The organism is Pseudoxanthomonas sp. SGNA-20 (assembly GCF_003931635.1).
GTDB lineage: Bacteria > Pseudomonadota > Gammaproteobacteria > Xanthomonadales > Xanthomonadaceae > Pseudoxanthomonas.
The window spans coordinates 188,269-206,575 of the sequence record NZ_RRYK01000001.1 but is presented as its reverse complement, the minus strand read 5'-3'; the positions used below and the strand labels follow the sequence as shown (position 1 = coordinate 206,575).

The following is an 18,307-nucleotide window of genomic DNA, read 5'->3' as shown; positions in this document are numbered from 1 at the left end:
TTGTAGACAGATGGTTTCCGGCGCGGCAAGGGGGTACGTGGCCGGAATTGCGCGCGCGGGCGCGCCGCGCCCGCCTCCGCGCGCCGGAAGCCTTGTGCCGCGCGGGCTGAGGCTAGCCCGGCGGACCGCAGGGCGTATCCGCCGGGGCCTGCGCCCAGCGCGTGCGGCCGCTGTTGTTGACCACCACCTCCGCATGCAGGCGCTCGCCGCTGCAGATCCGGAAGGTGACGTTGGTCCCCGGCGCCAGGCCGTCCGGCTGGTAGCGCACCCGTACCCGGCCCTGGGTGGAGAAGATCCGGATCGAGCCGTGCACAGGGGCGTGCTCGTCGCGCAGCACGTCGTCCGGCACCCGCGGCTGCGGCAGGCGCGCCGGGTCACGGTACAGCAGCCAGCCCGTGCTCCAGTCCGTGCTTTCCGCGCAGCGGCCGCCGCCGCGGGTGGGGCATAGCGTGACCGGCGTCCGCGCGCTCACGGCGGCGTTGCGCGCCAGCGCCAGCTGGGTGGTCAGCGCGTGCATGGCACCGGTCGCGCGCTGCCATTCCAGGAAGCGCTGCATGCCCGGGACGGCGAGCCCGGCAAGGATGGCCGCCACGGCCAGCGTGGTCATCAGTTCCACCAGGGTGAAGCCGGCTGGGGCGCCCGGCGCATCCTTGCGCATAAGCGGAAATCCATTTCGCCCGGGCGACCCAGCATGGCGCGGCCGCAGGTGGCGCGGAATCAGGCGTGGCCGGAATCCCGTGTAGGACTTTGGCTGGAGATCGCGGGCGGTGCCGCCACATGGGCGCAGGTCGCCATGGGGCGCCCCCGGAAGTGCACCGGCCGATCCAGGCCGAGCCGTCACTTGCCAGCCGGTGCCGCGCACCGGTCCCGGCGCATGGTCACGGGGGGGCTGCGGTCACGCGGCGAAGCGGTGCGGCGCGCCCCGGCAGGCGTACCCCCTCCAGGGCGCGCGGCCGCCGGCGTCCTGCCGGCCGGCCCGCCGCGGCGTGGGCGTGACCACCGCCCACCTCGAACGGCTGGGCGCCACGGCCCGGGGAGGACGGGACGGCAGGCCGCGCGGGCAGGGGCGCGGCGCCGTGCCTGCAGCACACTTCGTGGCCGCGCCACTGCGTTCCACGCGCCGCGGACAACCGCGCTCCTATACTGGATGGTCTTCCGAGGACGCTGCCTGGCGCATGAGCGAACGATTCGAACTGGTCTCCCCGTACGCCCCGGCGGGCGACCAGCCGTATGCCATCGACAAGCTGGTCGAAGGCTTCGAGGCCGGCCTGGCGAAGCAGGTGCTGCTGGGCGTCACCGGCTCGGGCAAGACCTACACCATCGCCAACGTGGTCCAGCAGGTGCAGAAGCCGACCCTGGTGATGGCCCACAACAAGACCCTGGCCGCGCAGCTGTACGGCGAGTTCAAGGCGTTCTTCCCGAACAACGCGGTCGAGTACTTCGTCAGCTACTACGACTACTACCAGCCCGAGGCCTACGTCCCCTCGACCGACACCTTCATCGAGAAGGACAGCTCGATCAACGACCACATCGAGCAGATGCGCCTGGCCGCGACCAAGGCGCTGCTGTCGCGGCGCGACGTGCTGGTGGTGGCCACGGTCTCGGCGATCTACGGCCTGGGCGCGCCGGAGGACTACCTGTCGCTGCGCCTGATCCTGTCGCGCGGCGAGCGCATCGACCAGCGCGAGCTGCTGCGCCACCTGACCCAGCTGCAGTACACCCGCAACGAGTACGAGCTGCAGCGCGGTACCTTCCGCGTGCGCGGCGAGGTGGTGGACGTGCACCCGGCCGAAAGCGACGCCGAGGCGGTGCGCATCGAGCTGTTCGACGGCGAGATCGAGAACATCTCCCTGTTCGACCCGCTCACCGGCGAGATCCTGCGCCGCATCCCGCGCTACACCATCTACCCGAAGACCCACTACGCGACCACCCGCGAGCGGGTGCTCAACGCGATCGAGACCATCAAGCTCGAGCTGAAGGAGCGGCTGGAGCAGCTGTACGCGCAGAACAAGCTGGTCGAGGCCCAGCGCCTGGCCCAGCGCACCCAGTTCGACCTGGAGATGATGGCCGAGGTCGGCTACTGCTCGGGCATCGAGAACTACTCCCGGCACCTGACCGGCAAGGCGCCTGGCGAGCCGCCGCCGACCCTGTTCGACTACCTGCCGGCCGACGCGCTGCTGGTGGTGGACGAGTCGCACGTGACCATCCCGCAGATCGGCGCCATGTACAAGGGCGACCGCTCGCGCAAGGAAACCCTGGTGGAGTTCGGCTTCCGCCTGCCCTCGGCGCTGGACAACCGCCCGCTGAAGTTCGAGGAGTGGGAGGCGCGTGCGCCGCGCTCGATCTACGTCTCGGCCACGCCTGGCCCGTACGAGATGCGCGAGGCCGGCGACCAGGTGGTCGAACTGGTGGTGCGCCCGACCGGCCTGGTCGACCCGCAGGTGGAGATCCGCCCGGTCGCCACCCAGGTCGACGACCTGATGGGCGAGATCAACAAGTGCGTGGCCATGGGCGACCGCGTGCTGGTCACCACCCTGACCAAGCGCATGGCCGAGAACCTCACCGACTACCTGGCCGAGCACGATATCAAGGTGCGCTACCTGCACTCGGACGTGGACACGGTCGAGCGCGTGGAGATCATCCGCGACCTGCGCCTGGGCAAGTTCGACGTGCTGGTGGGCATCAACCTGCTGCGCGAGGGCCTGGACATGCCCGAGGTCTCGCTGGTGGCGATCCTCGACGCGGACAAGGAGGGTTTCCTGCGTTCGTCCGGCTCGCTGATCCAGACCATCGGCCGCGCCGCGCGCAACCTGCGCGGCAGGGCGATCCTGTATGCGGACACCATCACCCGCTCGATGCAGGCGGCGATCGACGAGACCAACCGCCGCCGCGAGAAGCAGGAGCAGTACAACGCCGAGCACGGCATCGTCCCGCGCCAGGTGGTGCGCCAGATCATGGACGTCATGGAGGGCGCGCGCCCCGAGCCCGGCGAGGCCAAGTCCAAGGGCAAGGGCCGCGGCAAGGCGCGCCAGGTGGCCGAGCCGGCCACCGACTACTCCACCCTGGACCCGGCCAAGGCCCTGGCCAGGATCAACGAGCTGGAGCAGCGCATGTACCAGCACGCCCGCGACCTGGAGTTCGAGGACGCCGCGCGCCTGCGCGACGAGATCCGCAAGCTCAAGGAAGCGGCCCTGGCCGGCTGAGGCCCGCCCCCTGTTGTGGATTCGGCCCGGGGCAGGGTAGAATGCGCGCCCCTGCAGACGGCGACGCCGTCCGGCAGCGGCAAACGGGCGGTTAGCTCAGCGGTAGAGCACTACCTTGACATGGTAGGGGTCACAGGTTCGAACCCTGTACCGCCCACCACCTCCAGGCAGGTGGAAAAAATGCCTTGGCCCGAAAGCCCCGCCCGCCGCGGGGCTTTTTCGTATCCGCGGCCGGCACCGCGCCACGCGCACGCGGCTCAGCGGGCGAGGGCGTCCAGCAGCCACGCCAGCCTGCGCAGCTGCACCGGCTGCACGCGGAGACTCCGGGTGTGCGGATCGCCTCCGGCGTGGCGATATCCCGGGCGCTTCGCTACCCCCGGCTACGCCCGCTGGCCCGGGCCGCTCACCTGCCGGCCGCGCCTTCCACCACCCGCACCTCGAACACCCACGGCGTGCGCTTCCCGCCATGGGCGACGAACTCCACCCGCGTCCCATCGCCGCGCAGCGCGGCCGCTGTCCCGGCAGGCAGCGTGAACTCCTCGACCACCAGGTCGTCCTTGCCCTTGCCGTCGAGCACGATGCTGCCGAGCTTGCGGCCGTCGACCAGCACGTCCATGCCGGCATTCCACTGGCCGCCGAACACCGTCAGCTGCAGGGTCGGTGGGGTGCTTTCGGGAACCGGACGGCGGGCTCGCAGCAAGTAGGAGAAGCGGTCGCCGGCATCGCGCCAGGGCCGGCCGAGCATGTTCCCGGTCCTGCTGTCGCGGCCCTGGTAGGCGTGGTCGACCTCGGGCTGCTGTTCGCCGGGCTGGACCTGGTCCAGGGTGCGGGCTTCCAGGGCCTGGCGCTGGCGTTCGGCCGCCTCGATCGCGGCGACCACGGCCGGATACCGCTCCGGGGTGGTGGTGCGCCAGTAGGCCATGTAGCGGGCGTCGTGGACGCGGTACAGCGGCTCCAGGCGCAGGCCGCGGAACGACATCGGCCGCACCAGGGCGTCGGCGCTGAACACCAGCGGCTGCCCCGGCACCGGGCGGATGCCCGCGGCCAGCGCCTCGCGCTCGCCCACCAGCATCGGCGCCTGGTCCAGCGGCAGGTAGGGGCCGGGGGCGATATGGCTGCCGCGGCCGTCGTCGGCGATCAGGCCTTCCAGATCCTCCCCGCCGGTGCGCGCGGCCAGCATCAGCGGGCCGTGCATCACCGCCACCCAGTCCGAGCCGTCGGGCAGGGCCTCGATGCGGGTGGCCATGGGCAGCTCGACCTCGATGCGGTCGCCGTCCTGCCACCGCCGCTCGATCCGCGCATGGGACGAGGGCCTGGATTCCACCGGCCAGGACCGGCCATTGATCCTCACCCGCAGCGGGCCCGCCAGCCAGTGCGGATGGCGCAACTCCAGGGCGAAGCTGTGCGGCGTATCCAGCGCCAGTTCCAGCACGCTGCGCGGCTCCTCGGGGAAGCGCGTGCGCTGGCGCAGCACCAGGCCGGATTCGGCCCAGCGCAGTTCCGAGTCCAGGTACAGGTTCACCCGCAGCACATCGGCATCGTAGGAGTACACGAAGGCACCGTGGCGGCCGTGGTTCTCCATGCCGCTGCCCACGCAGCACCAGAAGCACTGCTGCGGCTGCGAATACACGCGGTAGTGCCGCGGCCGGATCGGGGTGAAGTACACCAGCCCGCCGTGGTCGGGATGCTGGGTGGAGAGGATGTGGTTGAACAGCACCCGTTCGTAGAAATCCGCATGCCGCGGGTCCGGGCGCAGCCGCTCCAGCAGCAGGGTCAGGCGCAGCATGTTGTAGCTGTTGCAGGTCTCCGGGCCCTCGCGCGAGGCCACCATGCCGCTGAAGTCGCCGGCCGGGTTGAAGTGCTCGCGCACGCTGTTGCCGCCAAAGGCGATGCTCCGGTGCAGCGCCACCCGCTCCCAGAAGAACTGCGCCGCCTCGATCCAGGCCGCGTCGCCGTCCAGCTCGCCGATGCGGGCGAAGCCGATCACCTTGGGGATCTGGGTGTTGGCGTGCAGCCCGTCCAGCCGGTCCTCGCGCCGCAGCAGGGGCTCGAGGATGGCGCGGTGCGAGAAGCGCCGCGCCAGCGCCAGGTAGCGGCGTTCGCCGGTGATGGCATAGACGTCGGCCAGCACCTCGTTCATGCCGCCATGCTCGGTATCGAGCACGCGCTGCAGCTGGTCGTCGTCGAGGTTGGCCACCAGCGCCCCGGCCCAGTCGGCGAAGCGCACCAGCACCTCGCGCGCCTGCCCGTTGCCGGCCAGCACCCAGGCATCGCGCAGCCCGGCGAAGGTCTTGTGCAGGTTGTAGAACGGCACCCAGGCGCCTTCCAGCGCGAACGACTCGGCCTGGAAATCGCCGCTGGCGATGCGCTCCCACAGCACGCGGCCGTTGGGCACGCCGCCGACGTAGCCGTCGCCGTTGGCGGCCTGGACCTCGGCCAGGGCCGCGACCATGTAGTCCAGCCGCCGGCGCATCTCCGCGCTGCCCTGCGCGGCCTGCTGCGCCAGCGCCGAGAGGTAATGGCCGGCGGTATGGCCATCCAGGCCCATGGATTCCCAGTTCGGGTACCTGGACGCGGGCGAGGGCAGGCCGGCCTCGAGCCGGAATGGTGCCAGCAGCCGGTCCATGTCCAGCGCGGCCAGATAGCGCAGGTTGAGCGCGCTGGAGCGGGCGAACAGGCCTTCGCCCAGGCGCACGTCGGACAGCGGGAAGAAGCGCACCGGCCCGCGCTGCCAGGGCAGCGGCGGCGGCAGGGCCAACGCCGGCAGCAGGGGCAGGCTGGCCGCGGCGCCGCCCAGGGCGGCGACGAAGCCGCGCCGGCTCAGGCGCGGGCCGGGCGCGGCCATGGCGGCGTCTGCCAGGAGAAAAAGACCCCGTCGCAAGGGGAAACCGCCGGGGTGGCGGTGGCGGCGGGGCTTCCGGAAGGGAGGAACACACCGCGCGGCATGGCGGCGCTCAGTGCGAGTCGCGGGCGACGGTGTCGCCACTGCCGCCGACCAGGAAGTCCAGGTCGGCACCCAGGTGCGCCTGCTGCACGTGGTCCACGTACAGCCTGGCCCAGCCACGGGCCGGTGGCGGCGGCGGGGTCCACTCGGCGCGGCGGCGCTCCAGCTCGGCCGCGTCCACGTCCAGGTGCAGGCGGCGGGCCTCCACGTCCAGCTCGATGAAATCGCCCTCGCGCACCAGCGCCAGCGGGCCGCCGGCGGCGGCTTCCGGCGAGACGTGCAGCACCACCGTACCGTAGGCGGTGCCGCTCATGCGCGCATCGGAGATGCGCACGATGTCGGTGATGCCACGGCGCAGCAGCTTGGGCGGCAGCGGCATGTTGCCGACCTCGGCCATGCCCGGGTAGCCGCGCGGACCGCAGTTCTTCAGCACCATCACGCAGGTCTCGTCGATGTCCAGCGCTTCGTCGTCGATCCGCGCCTTGAAGTCCTCGATGTCCTCGAACACCACCGCGCGGCCGCGGTGCCTCAGCAGGTGCGGCGAGGCGGCCGAGGGCTTGATCACCGCGCCGTCCGGGGCCAGGTTGCCGCGCAGCACGGCGATGCCGGCCTCGGCGCGCAGCGGCTGGTCGAGCGGGCGGATCACCTCGCGGTTCCAGCACGGCGCGTCGGCGATGTTCTCGCCGAGGGTGCGGCCGTTGACCGTCAGTGCGTCCAGGTCCAGGTACTGCGCGATCTCGCGCAGCACCGCCGGCAGGCCGCCGGCGTAGTAGAAGTCCTCCATCAGGTACTCGCCCGACGGCTTGAGGTTGACCAGGCAGGGCAGGCGCGAGCCGATCTCGTCCCAGTCCTCCAGGCTCAGTTCCACGCCCAGGCGGCCGGCCAGGGCCAGCAGGTGGATCACCGCGTTGGTCGAGCCGCCGATCGCGGCGTTGGCGCGGATCGCGTTGGCGAAGGCCTTGCGCGTGAGGATCCTCGACATGCGCAGGTCCTCGCGCACCATCTCCACGATGCGGCGGCCGGAAAGGTGGGCCAGGCGGAAGCGGCGCGAGTCGACGGCCGGGATTGCCGCGTTCTCCGGCAGCGACATGCCCAGTGCCTCCACCATCGAGGCCATGGTCGAGGCCGTGCCCATGGTCATGCAGCTGCCCCTGGAGCGCTGCATGCAGGCCTCGGCCTCGTTGAACTCGGCCTGGGTCAGGGTGCCGGCGCGGACCATCTCCGACATCTCGATCACCCCGGTGCCCGAGCCCACCGGCTTGCCGCGCCAGTTGCCCGACAGCGAGGGGCCGCCGGACACGCCGATGGTCGGCAGGTCCACGCTGGCCGCGCCCATCAGCAGCGAGGGCGTGGTCTTGTCGCAGCCCATCAGCAGCACCACGCCATCGATCGGGTTGGCGCGGATGGATTCCTCCACGTCCATCGAGGCGAGGTTGCGGAACAGCATGGCCGTGGGCCGCACCTGGGTCTCGCCCAGGGACATCACCGGGAACTCCAGCGGGAAGCCACCGGCCTCGTACACCCCGCGCTTGACGTGCTCGGCCAGCTCGCGGAAGGAGCTGTTGCAGGGCGTCAGCTCCGACCAGGTGTTGCAGATGCCGATCACCGGGCGGCCATCGAACATGTCGTGTGGCAGGCCCAGGCCCTTGAGCCAGCTGCGGTAGTAGAAGCCCTGCTTGCCCTCGCGGCCGAACCACTGCTGGCTGCGTAAGGGCTTTTTGCTGGAGTCGCTCATGCGCTCGGGATCCCTGCCCAGGAGGAGAGGGCGGGCAGGCGGGGAGGGACTCCCGCGCGGCCCACCTGTTGCGCACGGATGCTACCGGGCCGGGATATGCCCGAAAAATAACAATTCCGCCGGTTGGGATATGAGGATTGCAATGCGGAATGGTCCGCGCCTGGGCCAGCCCGGCTGGGCCGGATCCTCGCGTGGTGTCCCCTGCCGGAACGGGGTCGCGGGTGGTGCACGGCGGATGCGCCGCGCCGGCGCGCGGAATACCCTCGCCCATGCGGGCAGGACCCCGGGGCATATCCATTCCTTCCGTCCCGCATCGCGGGACGCCAACAGGGAGCGCATGCATGGCGGCAGCAAGGAAGCAGGGCACGGGTGGCGCGGCGCGGCGGGAGCAAGACGACACGCCGGGCGTGGACGCGCTGGTCGCGCGGCTCTCGCATCCGCTGGCGCCGCTGCTGCAGCGGATCCGGGCGGCCATCCTCGCGGCCGATCCGGCGATCGGCGAGGGCATCAAGTGGAACTCGCCGAGCTTCCACCGCCATGGCTGGTTCGCCACGATCAACTGCCGGCGCCCGGACCTGCTGCAGGTGGTGTTCCACTGCGGCGCGAAGGTGCAGGCCGGCAGCACGGTGCGCGAGGCGGTGGACGACCCGCGCGGGCTGCTGGCCTGGCCTTCGGTCGACCGGGCGCTGGTGGCGTTCGCCAGCGAGGCGGACTTCGCCACGGCCGAGGAGGACTTCCGCCGGATCGTGGCGCAGTGGGCGGCGTACGCGGGATAGGGTGGGTCGCGGCGGCGTGGTCCGCAGGCGCGCCTCGCGCGCCGGCAGGGAAAGGTGCACGCTGGTCCGGCTTTCCACGCTGGAGGTGCGCCATGGATTCCGACCTGGATGGCATGAGCCGCGAGCAGCTGGTCGCGGAGGTGGTGAGGCTGCGCAACGCGATCCGCGCCCATCGCGACAGCTCCGGGCATGCGCTGTGCTGGTACCACCCGGACCTTTGGAGCCTGTTGCCGGAGCAGTCCACCGCCAGGCCGGTGGTGCCGGAGTGGCCCGTGTTCCTGCGCGGCTGCATCCGCTACCGGCAGTCGCTGGACGAGCAGCTGGCGGACGCGCCGCGTTCGTCCGTGGAGTATCCGGGCGACGGGGGCTGACTGCCGCGGGTGGAGCCGATTGCAGCCGTCCTGTTCCCGCGCCCTGCAGTGGCCGGGCACGGACGGCGGTTGTCTACAATGCCGGCGACCCGTCGCGCCCTGCCGGAGGCGTGGGCCATGTCCTGCGGCCCAAGCCGCCGGAGCGCGCAGGAATAGCGTTGCTGCCATGGAGTAATCGATGACTGCCTATGCTGTTGCGGTAATACGCGAGACCCGGTTCTGCGACGAGATCAAGGAATACCTGCAACGCATCGACGACACGCTGGCTCCTTTCTCCGGCAAGTACCGCGTGCATGGAGGTCCCTACCAGCCGCTCGAGGGGTCATGGTCGGGGGACCTGGTCATCATCGAGTTCCCCTCCATGGAACTGGCCAGGAGCTGGTACGAGTCGGAGGCGTACCAGGCCATCCGTCCCTTGCGCACGAAGAACACGGAGGGGGATGTCCTCCTGGTCCAGGGCGTGCCGGAGGGGCACAGGGGCGTGGATCTCCTTGGGTAAGGCCGGGGCCGCCCTGGTGGCAATGCGCAGCTTCCTGGCGGCGGACGTGCTGACCCTGTTGGCGGCCGCGGTCGTGGTGGGCGCGGCAGCCGTGCTGTTCACCTTCCCGCAGGACCCGCGGGCGTGGCAGGCGGCCACCTGGACCTTGGTGGGCGGGCTGGTGGTGTTGTCGGTGCTGGTCGTCTCCGGCGGCATCCGGATGGCCCGGAATCGCGCGGCGAGGGACTGGCGGAGTATCGTGGCCTTCGCGATCGGCCTGGCATGCCTTGCGCCGTTCGCCGCTGCACTGCTGCTGGCGTAGGCCCCGCGCGATCCGGCGAGGGCCGCATCGGGCGGGGCGGTGGAGCCTTCCGCAAGCCTGCACGCCGGAGGAGGCAGCATGGAAAAGCCGGGCAAGCCGACGACCGTCGAGGGGTACATCGCCGCGGCCGCGCCGGGGAATGCGCAGGCGCGGCTGCGCGAGATGCGCCAGTGCCTGCGCGAGGCGGCACCGCAGGCACGGGAGTCGCTGAAGTGGGGCAAGCCGGCTTTCAGCCTTGGCACCGTGCTTTACGTCTATTCGGTCCACAAGCGGCACGTCAGCTTGCACCCTGCGGTCGGCGCGGTGGCGCACTTCGCCGCCGAGCTGGGCGGCTCCGCGACGTCCGGCAACACCATCCAGTTCCCGCTCGATGCGCCGCTGCCGCTGGACTTGATCCGCCGCATCGCCGGATTCCGGGTGCGCGAGGTGGTGGAGCACGGGGTGGGCTGGAAATAGGCGCCGGTACCGGCGTTGACAGGCAAGTCGTGGCTGCCTTCATCGTCGACGACATCCAGGCCGAGTACGAGCGCCTGCTGGCCGCCGGCGTGCGCTTCACCCAGCCGCCGGTGGCGATGGGCCCGGTGACCATCCCGTGCTCGACGACACCTGCGGCAACCTGGTCCAGCTGCTGCGGAAGAACACCTGGCCGTAGCCCGGAACAGCGAAACGCTTCCGGTTTCCGGCGTTGCGGTACCCGGATGCGGCCGGGTACCTGCGATCCCGGGGCGCGACGAGGCCAGGGCCGTCGCCACCGGCCCGCCATCCTGGAGCGCGTCTCCCGAACCTCTCGCGATGGCAGGGGGCAAGAAGAAGGGCGCCTTGCGGCGCCCTTCGCGGGTCACGCGTTGACGGCGGATCTCACTCCAGCCGGAGCACCACCACCGACTTGGCCGGCAGTTCGACCTTGAGGGTGTTGCCGTTGAGGCTGGCGCCATTGAAGGCGGCGGGCTTCACCACCTCGGGGCGGTCGAAGGTGTTGTGCGCGGTGATCGCGTCGGCGGTCAGCACGCGGCCGCTGACGGCGCGGGCCTGCAGGCCGCTGACGCTGGCGGAAATGCTCGCCGGCCGGTTGGGGTCGAGGTTGCTGAGGGCCACGTACACGTGCCCGTCCTTCGCGCGCACCGCCGAGCCGTGCACGCCGGGGATGGCGCTGTTGCCGTGGCGGTACTGCGGCGCCTTCAGCTCCAGCGGCAGGTAGGTCGCGTCCTGCCAGGGCTTGTACATCTCGAAGACGTGGTAGGTGGGCGTGAGCACCATCTTCCCGCCCTCGGTGAGGATCATCGCCTGCAGCACGTTCACCATCTGCGCGATGTTGCCCATCTTCACCCGGCGCGCGTGCTTGCTCATCGCGTCGAAGTGGATCGCGGCCACCAGGGCGTCGCGCAGGGTGTTCTGCTGCTGCAGGAAGCCCGGGTTGGTGCCGGGGTAGGCCTCGTACCAGGTGCCCCACTCGTCGAGGTACAGGGCGACCTTGTTCTCCGGGTCGTACTTGTCCATCACCTCGATGTGCCTGCGCAGCAGCTCGTCGACCTTCAGCGCGCTTTCCAGGGTCTGGAACCAGGCGGCCTCGTCGAACTCGAAGCTGGAGGCGCGCGGCGGCCAGCCGCCGGGCACGGTGTAGTAATGCACCGACAAGGCATCCATGTGCTTGCCGGCGATCTTCATCATCACCTCGGTCCAGTTGTAGTCGTCGCTGTTGGCGCCGGCGGCGACCTTGGTGACCTGCTGCCCGGCCGGGACCTTGACGAAGGTCTGGAACTGGCGGTGCAGGTTGGCGGCGTGCTCCGGGGTCATGTTGCCGCCGCAGCCCCACAGCTCGTTGCCGATGCCGAAGAAGGGCACCTTCCACGGCTTGTCGCGGCCGTTGGCGCGGCGCTCCTCGGCCAGCGAGGAGCCCTTCTCGTAGGTCATGTACTCGACCCACTCGGCCATCTCGCGCGGCGAGCCGCTGCCGGTGTTGCCGGAGACGTAGGCGTCGGTGCCCAGCAGCTCGGCGAAGTCCATGAACTCATGGGTGCCGAAGCTGTTGGGTTCTTCCACGCCACCCCAGTGGGTGTTGATCTTGACCCGCCGCTTCTCGCGCGGGCCGATGCCGTCGCGCCAGTAGTACTCGTCGGCGAAGCAGCCGCCGGGCCAGCGCACCACCGGCACCTGCAGCTGCTTCAGCGCGGCCAGCACGTCGTTGCGGTAGCCGCGGGTGTTGGGGATCTCCGAGTCCTCGCCGACCCAGATGCCGCCGTAGATGCCGTAGCCCAGGTGCTCGGCGAACTGGCCGAAGATGTAGCGGCTGACGGTCTCGCCGGGCTGGTCGGCGCGCAGGGTGGCGCTGGCCTGGACCGGCGCCTGCGCGCTGGCGGTGCCTGCGAACAGCAGCGCGGTGGCCAGCGCCAGCCGGGACAACGGGTTGTTGAGCATCGTCTTGCCTCGCTTTCTCGGTGGACGGTTGGGTTGGACGCGCACCGGGACGGCGAGGCTGCGGGCAGCCGCGACGGATCGGCACGACGTCCGGGCGATGCGCCCGGCGCCGGTGGCGGCGGGCGCAGGCCGGTCGAGCATAGTCAGGGCCCCGATAACCTGCCAATTACTTTGTCGGGCGCAGCCATACCCGTTCGCGTATCCCGCGCCAGGCCCCCTGGAGGGGCAAGGGGTATTCCTTTTCGCGCGGTTGGCATGCCCGGGGCGGGATTGGTCGACGCCCGGTGCGGTCGCTATCCTGCCCGCCGCCGGCAGCGGCCGGCGCGGACTGGGAAGGCGGATGGCGCACAGGCGGCCCTTTGGCGAACTGGACGACGGCAGGGCCGTGCACGCGCACGTGCTGGGCGATGGCAACGGGCTGCGCGCCGAGGTGCTGGACCTGGGCGGGATCCTGGCGCGGCTGGAATTCCCCGGTGAGCGCGGCCCGGTGGCGCTGGTGCTGGGGCTGCCGGACGCGCGTGCGTACTTCGCCGATCCGGCCTACCTGGGCATCGTGGTCGGGCGCTTCGGCAACCGCATTGGCGGCGCCGCGTTCACGGTCGATGGCCAGGCCTGCCGGGTCAGCGCCAACGAGGGACGCAACCACTTGCACGGCGGGCACCTGGGCTTTGGCCGGCGGCTTTGGCGGGTCGCCGCGCACGATCCCGGCCGGCTGGAGCTGCGCTACCACTCGCCGGACGGCGAGGAGGGCTATCCGGGCAACCTCGACATGCGCGCGGTCTACAGCCTCCACGGCGCGCGCCTGCGCCTGGAGCTGGAAGCGGAGTGCGACGCGCCCACGCCGTTCAATCCCACCCACCATCCGTACTGGAACCTGGCCGGCGATCCGGCGGTGCCGGCCGCGGCGCAGTGGCTGCAGGCGCCAACCCGCGGCTTCCTGCCGGTGGACGGCGAGCTGATCCCGCTCGGCCAGGTGGCCGCGGCCGCCGGCACGCCGTTCGATTTCCGTGCCGCGCGCACGCTCGAGGCCGCGGCCGCCAGTGGCCATCCGCAGCTGGAGGTGGCCGGCGGTTACGACCACTGCCTGGTGCTGGAGGAGGGTGCGACCACCTGCGCCACGCTCTACTCGCCGCACAGCGGCATCGCCCTGCGCATCGACTGCGACGCGCCGGCACTGCAGCTGTACGACGGCCACGGCCTGGACCGGCAGCATCCGGGGCTCGGCCGCGGCCTGTGCCTGGAGCCGCAGGGCTATCCCGACGCGCCGAACCGGCCGCAGTTCCCGGACGCGATCCTGCGCCCGGGCACGCGCTTCCGGCGCGTGATCGAATACCGCTTCGCCAACGCCGGGCGCGGCTGCGCCTGGGACGCGGTGGAAGCAGCGCTGGCGCAGGCTTGAGCCGCGCCACGCACCCGAACGCATGCGCGGCCCTGCCGCGCGCCACAGCCATGGAGGACACGCCCGTGCCAAGCATCAACCTCGCCATCGTCGGTGTCGGCAAGATCGTGCGCGACCAGCACCTGCCCGCGGTCGCGGCCAATGCCGACTACCGCCTGGTGGCCGCGGCCAGCCGCAACGGCCGGGTGGACGGGATCGCCAACTTCGGCTCGATCGAGGAAATGCTGGCGGCGGTTCCGGAGATCGACGCGGTCTCGCTGTGCATGCCGCCGCAGTACCGCTACGCGGCCGCGGTGAAGGCGCTGGAGGCGGGCAAGCACGTGTTCCTGGAGAAGCCGCCGGGGGCCACGCTGTCGGAGGTGGAGGACCTGGCGGCGCAGGCGCGCGCCAAGGGCGTGACCCTGTTTGCCAGCTGGCACTCGCGGCACGCGCCGGCGGTGGAGGCGGCGCGCGCGTTCCTGGCCGGCACCACGGTGCGCTCGATGCGGGTGACCTGGAAGGAGGACGTGCGCCACTGGCACCCGGGCCAGGCCTGGATCTGGGAGGCCGGCGGCCTGGGCGTGTTCGACCCGGGCATCAATGCGCTGTCGATCGTCACCCGGATCCTGCCGCGGCCGGTATTCGCCACCGAGGCGACGCTGGAGTTCCCGCAGAACCGCGCCGCGCCGATCGCCGCCAGCATCCGCTTCAGCGATACCCAGGGCCTGGACCTGCGCGCCGAGTTCGACTGGCGCCAGACCGGGCCGCAGAGCTGGGACATCGAGGCGGAGACCGGGGCGGGGACCATGCTGCTGTCGCATGGCGGCGCGCGGTTGGCGGTCAATGGCCAGGTGGTCCATGCCGAGCCGGAGCAGGAGTACCCGGAGCTGTACCGCCACTTCGCCAGGCTGGTCCGTGCCGGCGAATCGGACGTGGACCTGGCGCCGCTGCGCCACGTGGCCGATGCCTTCATGCTTGGCCGGCGCGTGGTGGTCGAGCCGTTCCACGATTGAGTCGTTCCCGCACCCGGGCGCGGCCTCCGGCCCTGTACGGGCTACGCAGCGGTGCCGTAGACCTCGGCCGCGGTTTCCTGCAGCGCCTGCAGCACCGTGCGCGCGCCGGGCGAGAGCAGCCAGTCGGTGCGGGTGATGATGCCGAAGGAGTCCATGTGGCAGGACAGCTCCACCGGCAGGATCTTGACCATGCCGTAGGCGGCGTAATGCCGCGCCACGTCCACCGGGACCACGGCCAGGTAGTCGCTTTCCTGCAGCATCTTGGTGATGAACACCAGGGCGGTGGTCGCCAGCACGTGCTGCGGCGGCTGCAGTCCGGCGCTGCGGAACATCAGCTCGAAGCGGTGGCGCAGCACGCTGCCTTCCGGCGGCACGATCCAGCTGGCCTGGGCCAGGCCGGCCAGGTCCAGGCGCTTCCTCCCGAGGATCGGGTGGCCGGGGCGCACGATCGCGCAGATCTCCTCCTCGGCCAGGGCCTGGTACTGCAGGTGGGTCTTGTCGTGCTGCTCGAACAGGCGCGCGACCAGGAAGTCCAGGCGGTTCTGTTGCAGCCGCTCCAGCAGCACGTCCGAGCTTTCCACCAGCAGCGACACCCGCAGGTCCGGGGCGGTGCGCGCCACCCGTGCCAGCGCGGTGGGCAGCAGGCTCATCGCCGGCCCGGCGATCGCGCCGATCGCCACGCTGCCGGCCCAGCCGCCCCTGAGCGCCTCGATCTCCGCGCCGGCCTCGCCCAGGCTGGCCAGGGCGATGCGGGCGTGGCGGATCATGGTCTCGCCGTACCAGGTCGGGCGCATCCCGCGCGGCAGCCGCTCGAACAGCGCCACCCCCAGCATGTCCTCCAGGTCCTTCAGCAGCTTGGAGGCGGCCGGCTGCGACATGGCCAGGGTTTCGGCCGCGCGGTGGATGTTGCCTTCCTCGTCGATCGCGATCAGCAGCATCAGCTGCCGGGTCTTGAGGCGGGCGCGGACGAACCACGGCACGTTCTGCGGCACGTATGACACTCCAGTCGATACGAATGTTCATATATGTTATGCACGAATTTGCATTGGATGCATATTCGTCCAGCCGGCAGAATCGGCCGAGGCATGCGCGGTGGCTTCCGTCTCTCCCGGAAGCGGCATGCCTTCCCATCCCATGACGAGGGCGGCCGATGCGACTGATCCAGCTGCGGGGCGATGGCGGTGACATCCGCGTCGGCGTGATCGAGGGCGAGGTGGTGCGCCTGCTGGACGGCGTCGACTCGACCTGGGCGCTGGCCAATGCCGCCATCGCCGCCGGCCGCAGCCTGGACGACGAGGCCGCCACCCGCGCCGGGGCCACCACGCTCGCCTACGCGCCGCTGCTGCGCGAGGGGCGGGTGCTGGGCCCGCTGCACCATCCCGATCCGGCGCATTGCCTGGTCACCGGCACCGGCCTGACCCACCTGGGCAGCGCCGCCGCGCGCGACGCCATGCACCAGAAGCTGCAGCAGCAGGCCGAGGAAGGCACGCTGACCGACTCCATGCGCATGTTCCAGTGGGGCGTGGAGGGTGGCATGCCGGCCCCGGGCACGGCGGGCGCGCAGCCGGAGTGGTTCTACAAGGGCGACGGCCAGATCGTGGTGCCGCCGGGCGCGCCGCTGCGCTCGCCGGACTTCGCCCTGGACGGTGGCGAGGAGCCGGAGCTGGTGGGGCTGTACGTGATCGGCCCGGATGGCACCCCGCACCGGCTGGGCTATGCCCTGGGCAACGAGTTCTCCGACCACGTCACCGAACGCCAGAACTACCTGTACCTGGCCCATTCCAAGCTGCGCACCTGCGCGGTGGGCCCGGAACTGCGCACCGGCCCGCTGCCGGCGGACCTGCGCGGCACCAGCCGCCTGCGCCGCGACGGCGCGGTGGTGTGGGAGAAGCCCTTCCTTACCGGCGAGGCCAACATGTGCCACTCGCTGGAGAACCTGGAGTACCACCACTTCAAGTACGCCGCGCACCGGCGCCCGGGCGACGTGCACCTGCACTTCTTCGGCACCGCCACCCTGAGCTTCGCCGACGGCGTGCGCGCGCAGCCGGGCGACGTGTTCGAGATCGAGATCGCAGAACTGGGCGCGCCGCTGGCCAACCCGCTGCAGGTGGTGCCGGCCGGCTTCGCCCCCGGCGGCGTGCGCGCGCTGTGAGCGCGGCCGGCAACAGGAGCAGTACGTGAACGAACCGCGTTATTCCAGCTACATCGCCGGCCAGTGGGTGGAAGGCGGGGGCAGCCACGTCGACGAGAACCCGGCCAACCTCGACGCCCCGGTCGGCCACTACGGCGTGCTCGATGCCGCCGCGGTCGGCCAGGCGGTGGACGCGGCGGCCGCGGCGCTGCCGGCCTGGTCGCTGGCCGCCCCGCAGCAGCGCGCCGAGGTGCTGGACTTCGTCGGCAGCGAGATCCTCGCCCGCAAGGAGGAACTGGGCCGGCTGCTGGCGCGCGAGGAAGGCAAGACCCTGGCCGAGAGCATCGGCGAGGCCGCGCGCGCCGGGCAGATTTTCAAGTTCTTCGCCGGCGAGGCGCTGCGCATCCCCGGCGAGAAGCTGGCCTCCACCCGCCCGGGCGTGGACGTGGAGGTCACCCGCGAGCCGGTGGGCGTGGTCGGCATCATCGCGCCATGGAATTTCCCGCTGGCGATCCCGGCCTGGAAGATCGCCCCGGCGCTGGCGTTCGGCAACACCGTGGTGTTCAAGCCGGCCGAGATCGTGCCCGGCTGCGCCTGGGCCCTGGCGGAGATCCTGTCGCGTGCCGGCCTGCCGGAGGGCGTGTTCAACATGGTCCTGGGCAGCGGCCGCACCGTGGGCCAGGCCCTGGTCGCGCACCCGAAGCTGGACGCGCTGACCTTCACCGGCTCGGTGCCCACCGGCCGCGCCCTGCTGGAGCAGGCGGCCGGGCGGGCACTGAAGGTGCAGATGGAGATGGGCGGCAAGAACCCGCTGGTGGTGTTGGCCGACGCCGACCTGGACCAGGCGGTGGAATGCGCGGTCAACGGCGCGTTCTTCTCCACCGGGCAGCGCTGCACCGCCTCCAGCCGGCTGATCGTCGAGGCGGCGGTGTACGACCGGTTCGTGGTGAAGATGCAGGCGCGCATGGCCCAGCTGCGGGTCGGCGATCCGCTGGACCCGCAGGTGCACATCGGCCCGGTCGCCAGCCAGGCGCAGCTGGACACCGACCTGGGCTACATCCGCGCCGGGCACGAGGACGGGGCCGAGCTGCTGGCCGGCGGTGGTCGGGTGGATTGTCCCACCCGCGGCCACTTCCTGGCGCCGACCCTGTTCGCCGCGCGCGCCAGCGACCGCATCTCGCGCGAGGAGATCTTCGGCCCGGTGGCCGCGCTGCTGCGCGCGGCCGACTACGAGCACGCCCTGGCCCTGGCCAACGACACCGAGTTCGGACTGTGCGCGGGCATCTGCACCACCTCGCTCCGGCACGCCACCCATTTCAAGCGGCACGCCCAGGCGGGCATGGTGATGGTCAACCTCCCTACCGCCGGGGTCGATCCGCACGTACCCTTCGGGGGACGGAAGGCTTCCAGTTACGGACCGCGCGAGCAGGGGCGCTACGCGGTGGAGTTCTACACCACGGTCAAGACCGCCTATACATCGGCCTGAGGGCCAACCGCGGCCGCGCGCGCTGGAGGGCGCGCACGGCCAGCCGCGGCGAGGG

15 protein-coding genes and 1 tRNA gene are annotated in these 18,307 nt (G+C 71.3%); 11 read left to right on the top strand and 5 right to left on the bottom strand.

What is annotated here, in order from left to right:
- Positions 1-112: 112 nt before the first annotated feature.
- A complete protein-coding gene (locus EIM48_RS00880; protein ID WP_125110893.1) occupies positions 113-658 on the bottom strand; it encodes a GspH/FimT family pseudopilin in 546 nt (181 codons plus the stop codon).
- A 517-nt stretch (positions 659-1,175) separates the two neighbouring features.
- On the opposite strand from EIM48_RS00880, the gene uvrB reads away from it, so the two are divergent.
- Complete coding sequence (uvrB, locus tag EIM48_RS00875; protein ID WP_125110892.1) at positions 1,176-3,203, top strand: excinuclease ABC subunit UvrB; 2,028 nt, start codon at positions 1,176-1,178, stop codon at positions 3,201-3,203.
- Between the two features lie 85 nt (positions 3,204-3,288).
- Positions 3,289-3,363: transfer RNA gene (locus EIM48_RS00870), tRNA-Val, on the top strand.
- Positions 3,364-3,606: 243 nt separating this feature from the next.
- Here the strand turns inward: EIM48_RS00870 and EIM48_RS00865 are convergent.
- Positions 3,607-6,048 carry a glycoside hydrolase family 127 protein gene (locus EIM48_RS00865; protein ID WP_125110891.1) on the bottom strand — a complete coding sequence of 814 codons (2,442 nt, stop codon included), beginning with the start codon at positions 6,046-6,048 and terminating at the stop codon, positions 3,607-3,609.
- 109 nt (positions 6,049-6,157) lie between these two features.
- The gene (locus EIM48_RS00860) at positions 6,158-7,882 is read right to left on the bottom strand and encodes an IlvD/Edd family dehydratase (RefSeq protein WP_019397727.1); all 1,725 of its coding nucleotides are present in this window, start codon (positions 7,880-7,882) and stop codon (positions 6,158-6,160) included.
- Positions 7,883-8,223: 341 nt separating this feature from the next.
- On the opposite strand from EIM48_RS00860, the gene EIM48_RS00855 reads away from it, so the two are divergent.
- From EIM48_RS00855 to EIM48_RS00835, 5 genes are all read left to right on the top strand, one after another.
- Positions 8,224-8,658, top strand: a complete 435-nt coding sequence (locus EIM48_RS00855) for a DUF1801 domain-containing protein (protein WP_158621845.1) — start codon at positions 8,224-8,226, stop codon at positions 8,656-8,658.
- Between the two features lie 92 nt (positions 8,659-8,750).
- On the top strand, positions 8,751-9,029 hold the full coding sequence (locus EIM48_RS00850) for a hypothetical protein (RefSeq protein WP_019397725.1): 279 nt from the start codon (positions 8,751-8,753) through the stop codon (positions 9,027-9,029).
- A 178-nt stretch (positions 9,030-9,207) separates the two neighbouring features.
- Positions 9,208-9,528 (top strand): DUF1330 domain-containing protein, encoded by a 321-nt coding sequence (locus EIM48_RS00845; protein ID WP_019397724.1) that lies wholly within the window; start codon positions 9,208-9,210, stop codon positions 9,526-9,528.
- 22 nt (positions 9,529-9,550) lie between these two features.
- Positions 9,551-9,829 carry a hypothetical protein gene (locus tag EIM48_RS00840; RefSeq protein ID WP_019397723.1) on the top strand — a complete coding sequence of 93 codons (279 nt, stop codon included), beginning with the start codon at positions 9,551-9,553 and terminating at the stop codon, positions 9,827-9,829.
- A gap of 78 nt (positions 9,830-9,907) precedes the next feature.
- Entirely contained in the window at positions 9,908-10,285 is a 378-nt protein-coding gene (locus EIM48_RS00835) for a DUF1801 domain-containing protein (RefSeq protein ID WP_019397722.1), read from the top strand.
- Positions 10,286-10,687: 402 nt separating this feature from the next.
- On the opposite strand, the gene EIM48_RS00825 is transcribed toward EIM48_RS00835, so the two are convergent.
- Positions 10,688-12,244, bottom strand: coding sequence for an alpha-L-arabinofuranosidase C-terminal domain-containing protein (locus tag EIM48_RS00825; RefSeq protein ID WP_125108370.1), 1,557 nt, complete (start codon positions 12,242-12,244; stop codon positions 10,688-10,690).
- Between the two features lie 340 nt (positions 12,245-12,584).
- Here EIM48_RS00825 and EIM48_RS00820 point away from each other — a divergent pair, with 340 nt between their 5' ends.
- Positions 12,585-13,643 carry an aldose epimerase family protein gene (locus EIM48_RS00820; protein WP_125108369.1) on the top strand — a complete coding sequence of 353 codons (1,059 nt, stop codon included), beginning with the start codon at positions 12,585-12,587 and terminating at the stop codon, positions 13,641-13,643.
- Between the two features lie 65 nt (positions 13,644-13,708).
- Positions 13,709-14,635, top strand: coding sequence for a Gfo/Idh/MocA family oxidoreductase (locus EIM48_RS00815; protein ID WP_026010324.1), 927 nt, complete (start codon positions 13,709-13,711; stop codon positions 14,633-14,635).
- A 41-nt stretch (positions 14,636-14,676) separates the two neighbouring features.
- On the opposite strand, the gene EIM48_RS00810 is transcribed toward EIM48_RS00815, so the two are convergent.
- Positions 14,677-15,627, bottom strand: a complete 951-nt coding sequence (locus tag EIM48_RS00810) for a LysR family transcriptional regulator (protein WP_019397718.1) — start codon at positions 15,625-15,627, stop codon at positions 14,677-14,679.
- A 158-nt stretch (positions 15,628-15,785) separates the two neighbouring features.
- Between EIM48_RS00810 and araD1 the strand changes: the two genes are divergently transcribed.
- Together araD1 and EIM48_RS00800 are read left to right on the top strand one after the other, a co-directional pair.
- Positions 15,786-16,787, top strand: a complete 1,002-nt coding sequence (araD1, locus tag EIM48_RS00805) for an AraD1 family protein (RefSeq protein ID WP_125110889.1) — start codon at positions 15,786-15,788, stop codon at positions 16,785-16,787.
- Positions 16,788-16,812: 25 nt separating this feature from the next.
- Positions 16,813-18,252 carry an aldehyde dehydrogenase family protein gene (locus EIM48_RS00800; RefSeq protein ID WP_125110888.1) on the top strand — a complete coding sequence of 480 codons (1,440 nt, stop codon included), beginning with the start codon at positions 16,813-16,815 and terminating at the stop codon, positions 18,250-18,252.
- The last annotated feature ends 55 nt before the right edge of the window (positions 18,253-18,307 follow it).

Bases quoted from the DNA above. Each gene is read 5' to 3' on its own strand.
- EIM48_RS00880 (WP_125110893.1), bottom strand. From the start codon at position 658: ATGCGCAAGGATGCGCCGGGCGCCCCAGCCGGCTTCACCCTGGTGGAA.
- uvrB (WP_125110892.1), top strand. From the start codon at position 1,176: ATGAGCGAACGATTCGAACTGGTCTCCCCGTACGCCCCGGCGGGCGAC.
- EIM48_RS00865 (WP_125110891.1), bottom strand. From the start codon at position 6,048: ATGGCCGCGCCCGGCCCGCGCCTGAGCCGGCGCGGCTTCGTCGCCGCC.
- EIM48_RS00860 (WP_019397727.1), bottom strand. From the start codon at position 7,882: ATGAGCGACTCCAGCAAAAAGCCCTTACGCAGCCAGCAGTGGTTCGGC.
- EIM48_RS00855 (WP_158621845.1), top strand. From the start codon at position 8,224: ATGGCGGCAGCAAGGAAGCAGGGCACGGGTGGCGCGGCGCGGCGGGAG.
- EIM48_RS00850 (WP_019397725.1), top strand. From the start codon at position 8,751: ATGGATTCCGACCTGGATGGCATGAGCCGCGAGCAGCTGGTCGCGGAG.
- EIM48_RS00845 (WP_019397724.1), top strand. From the start codon at position 9,208: ATGACTGCCTATGCTGTTGCGGTAATACGCGAGACCCGGTTCTGCGAC.
- EIM48_RS00840 (WP_019397723.1), top strand. From the start codon at position 9,551: ATGCGCAGCTTCCTGGCGGCGGACGTGCTGACCCTGTTGGCGGCCGCG.
- EIM48_RS00835 (WP_019397722.1), top strand. From the start codon at position 9,908: ATGGAAAAGCCGGGCAAGCCGACGACCGTCGAGGGGTACATCGCCGCG.
- EIM48_RS00825 (WP_125108370.1), bottom strand. From the start codon at position 12,244: ATGCTCAACAACCCGTTGTCCCGGCTGGCGCTGGCCACCGCGCTGCTG.
- EIM48_RS00820 (WP_125108369.1), top strand. From the start codon at position 12,585: ATGGCGCACAGGCGGCCCTTTGGCGAACTGGACGACGGCAGGGCCGTG.
- araD1 (WP_125110889.1), top strand. From the start codon at position 15,786: ATGCGACTGATCCAGCTGCGGGGCGATGGCGGTGACATCCGCGTCGGC.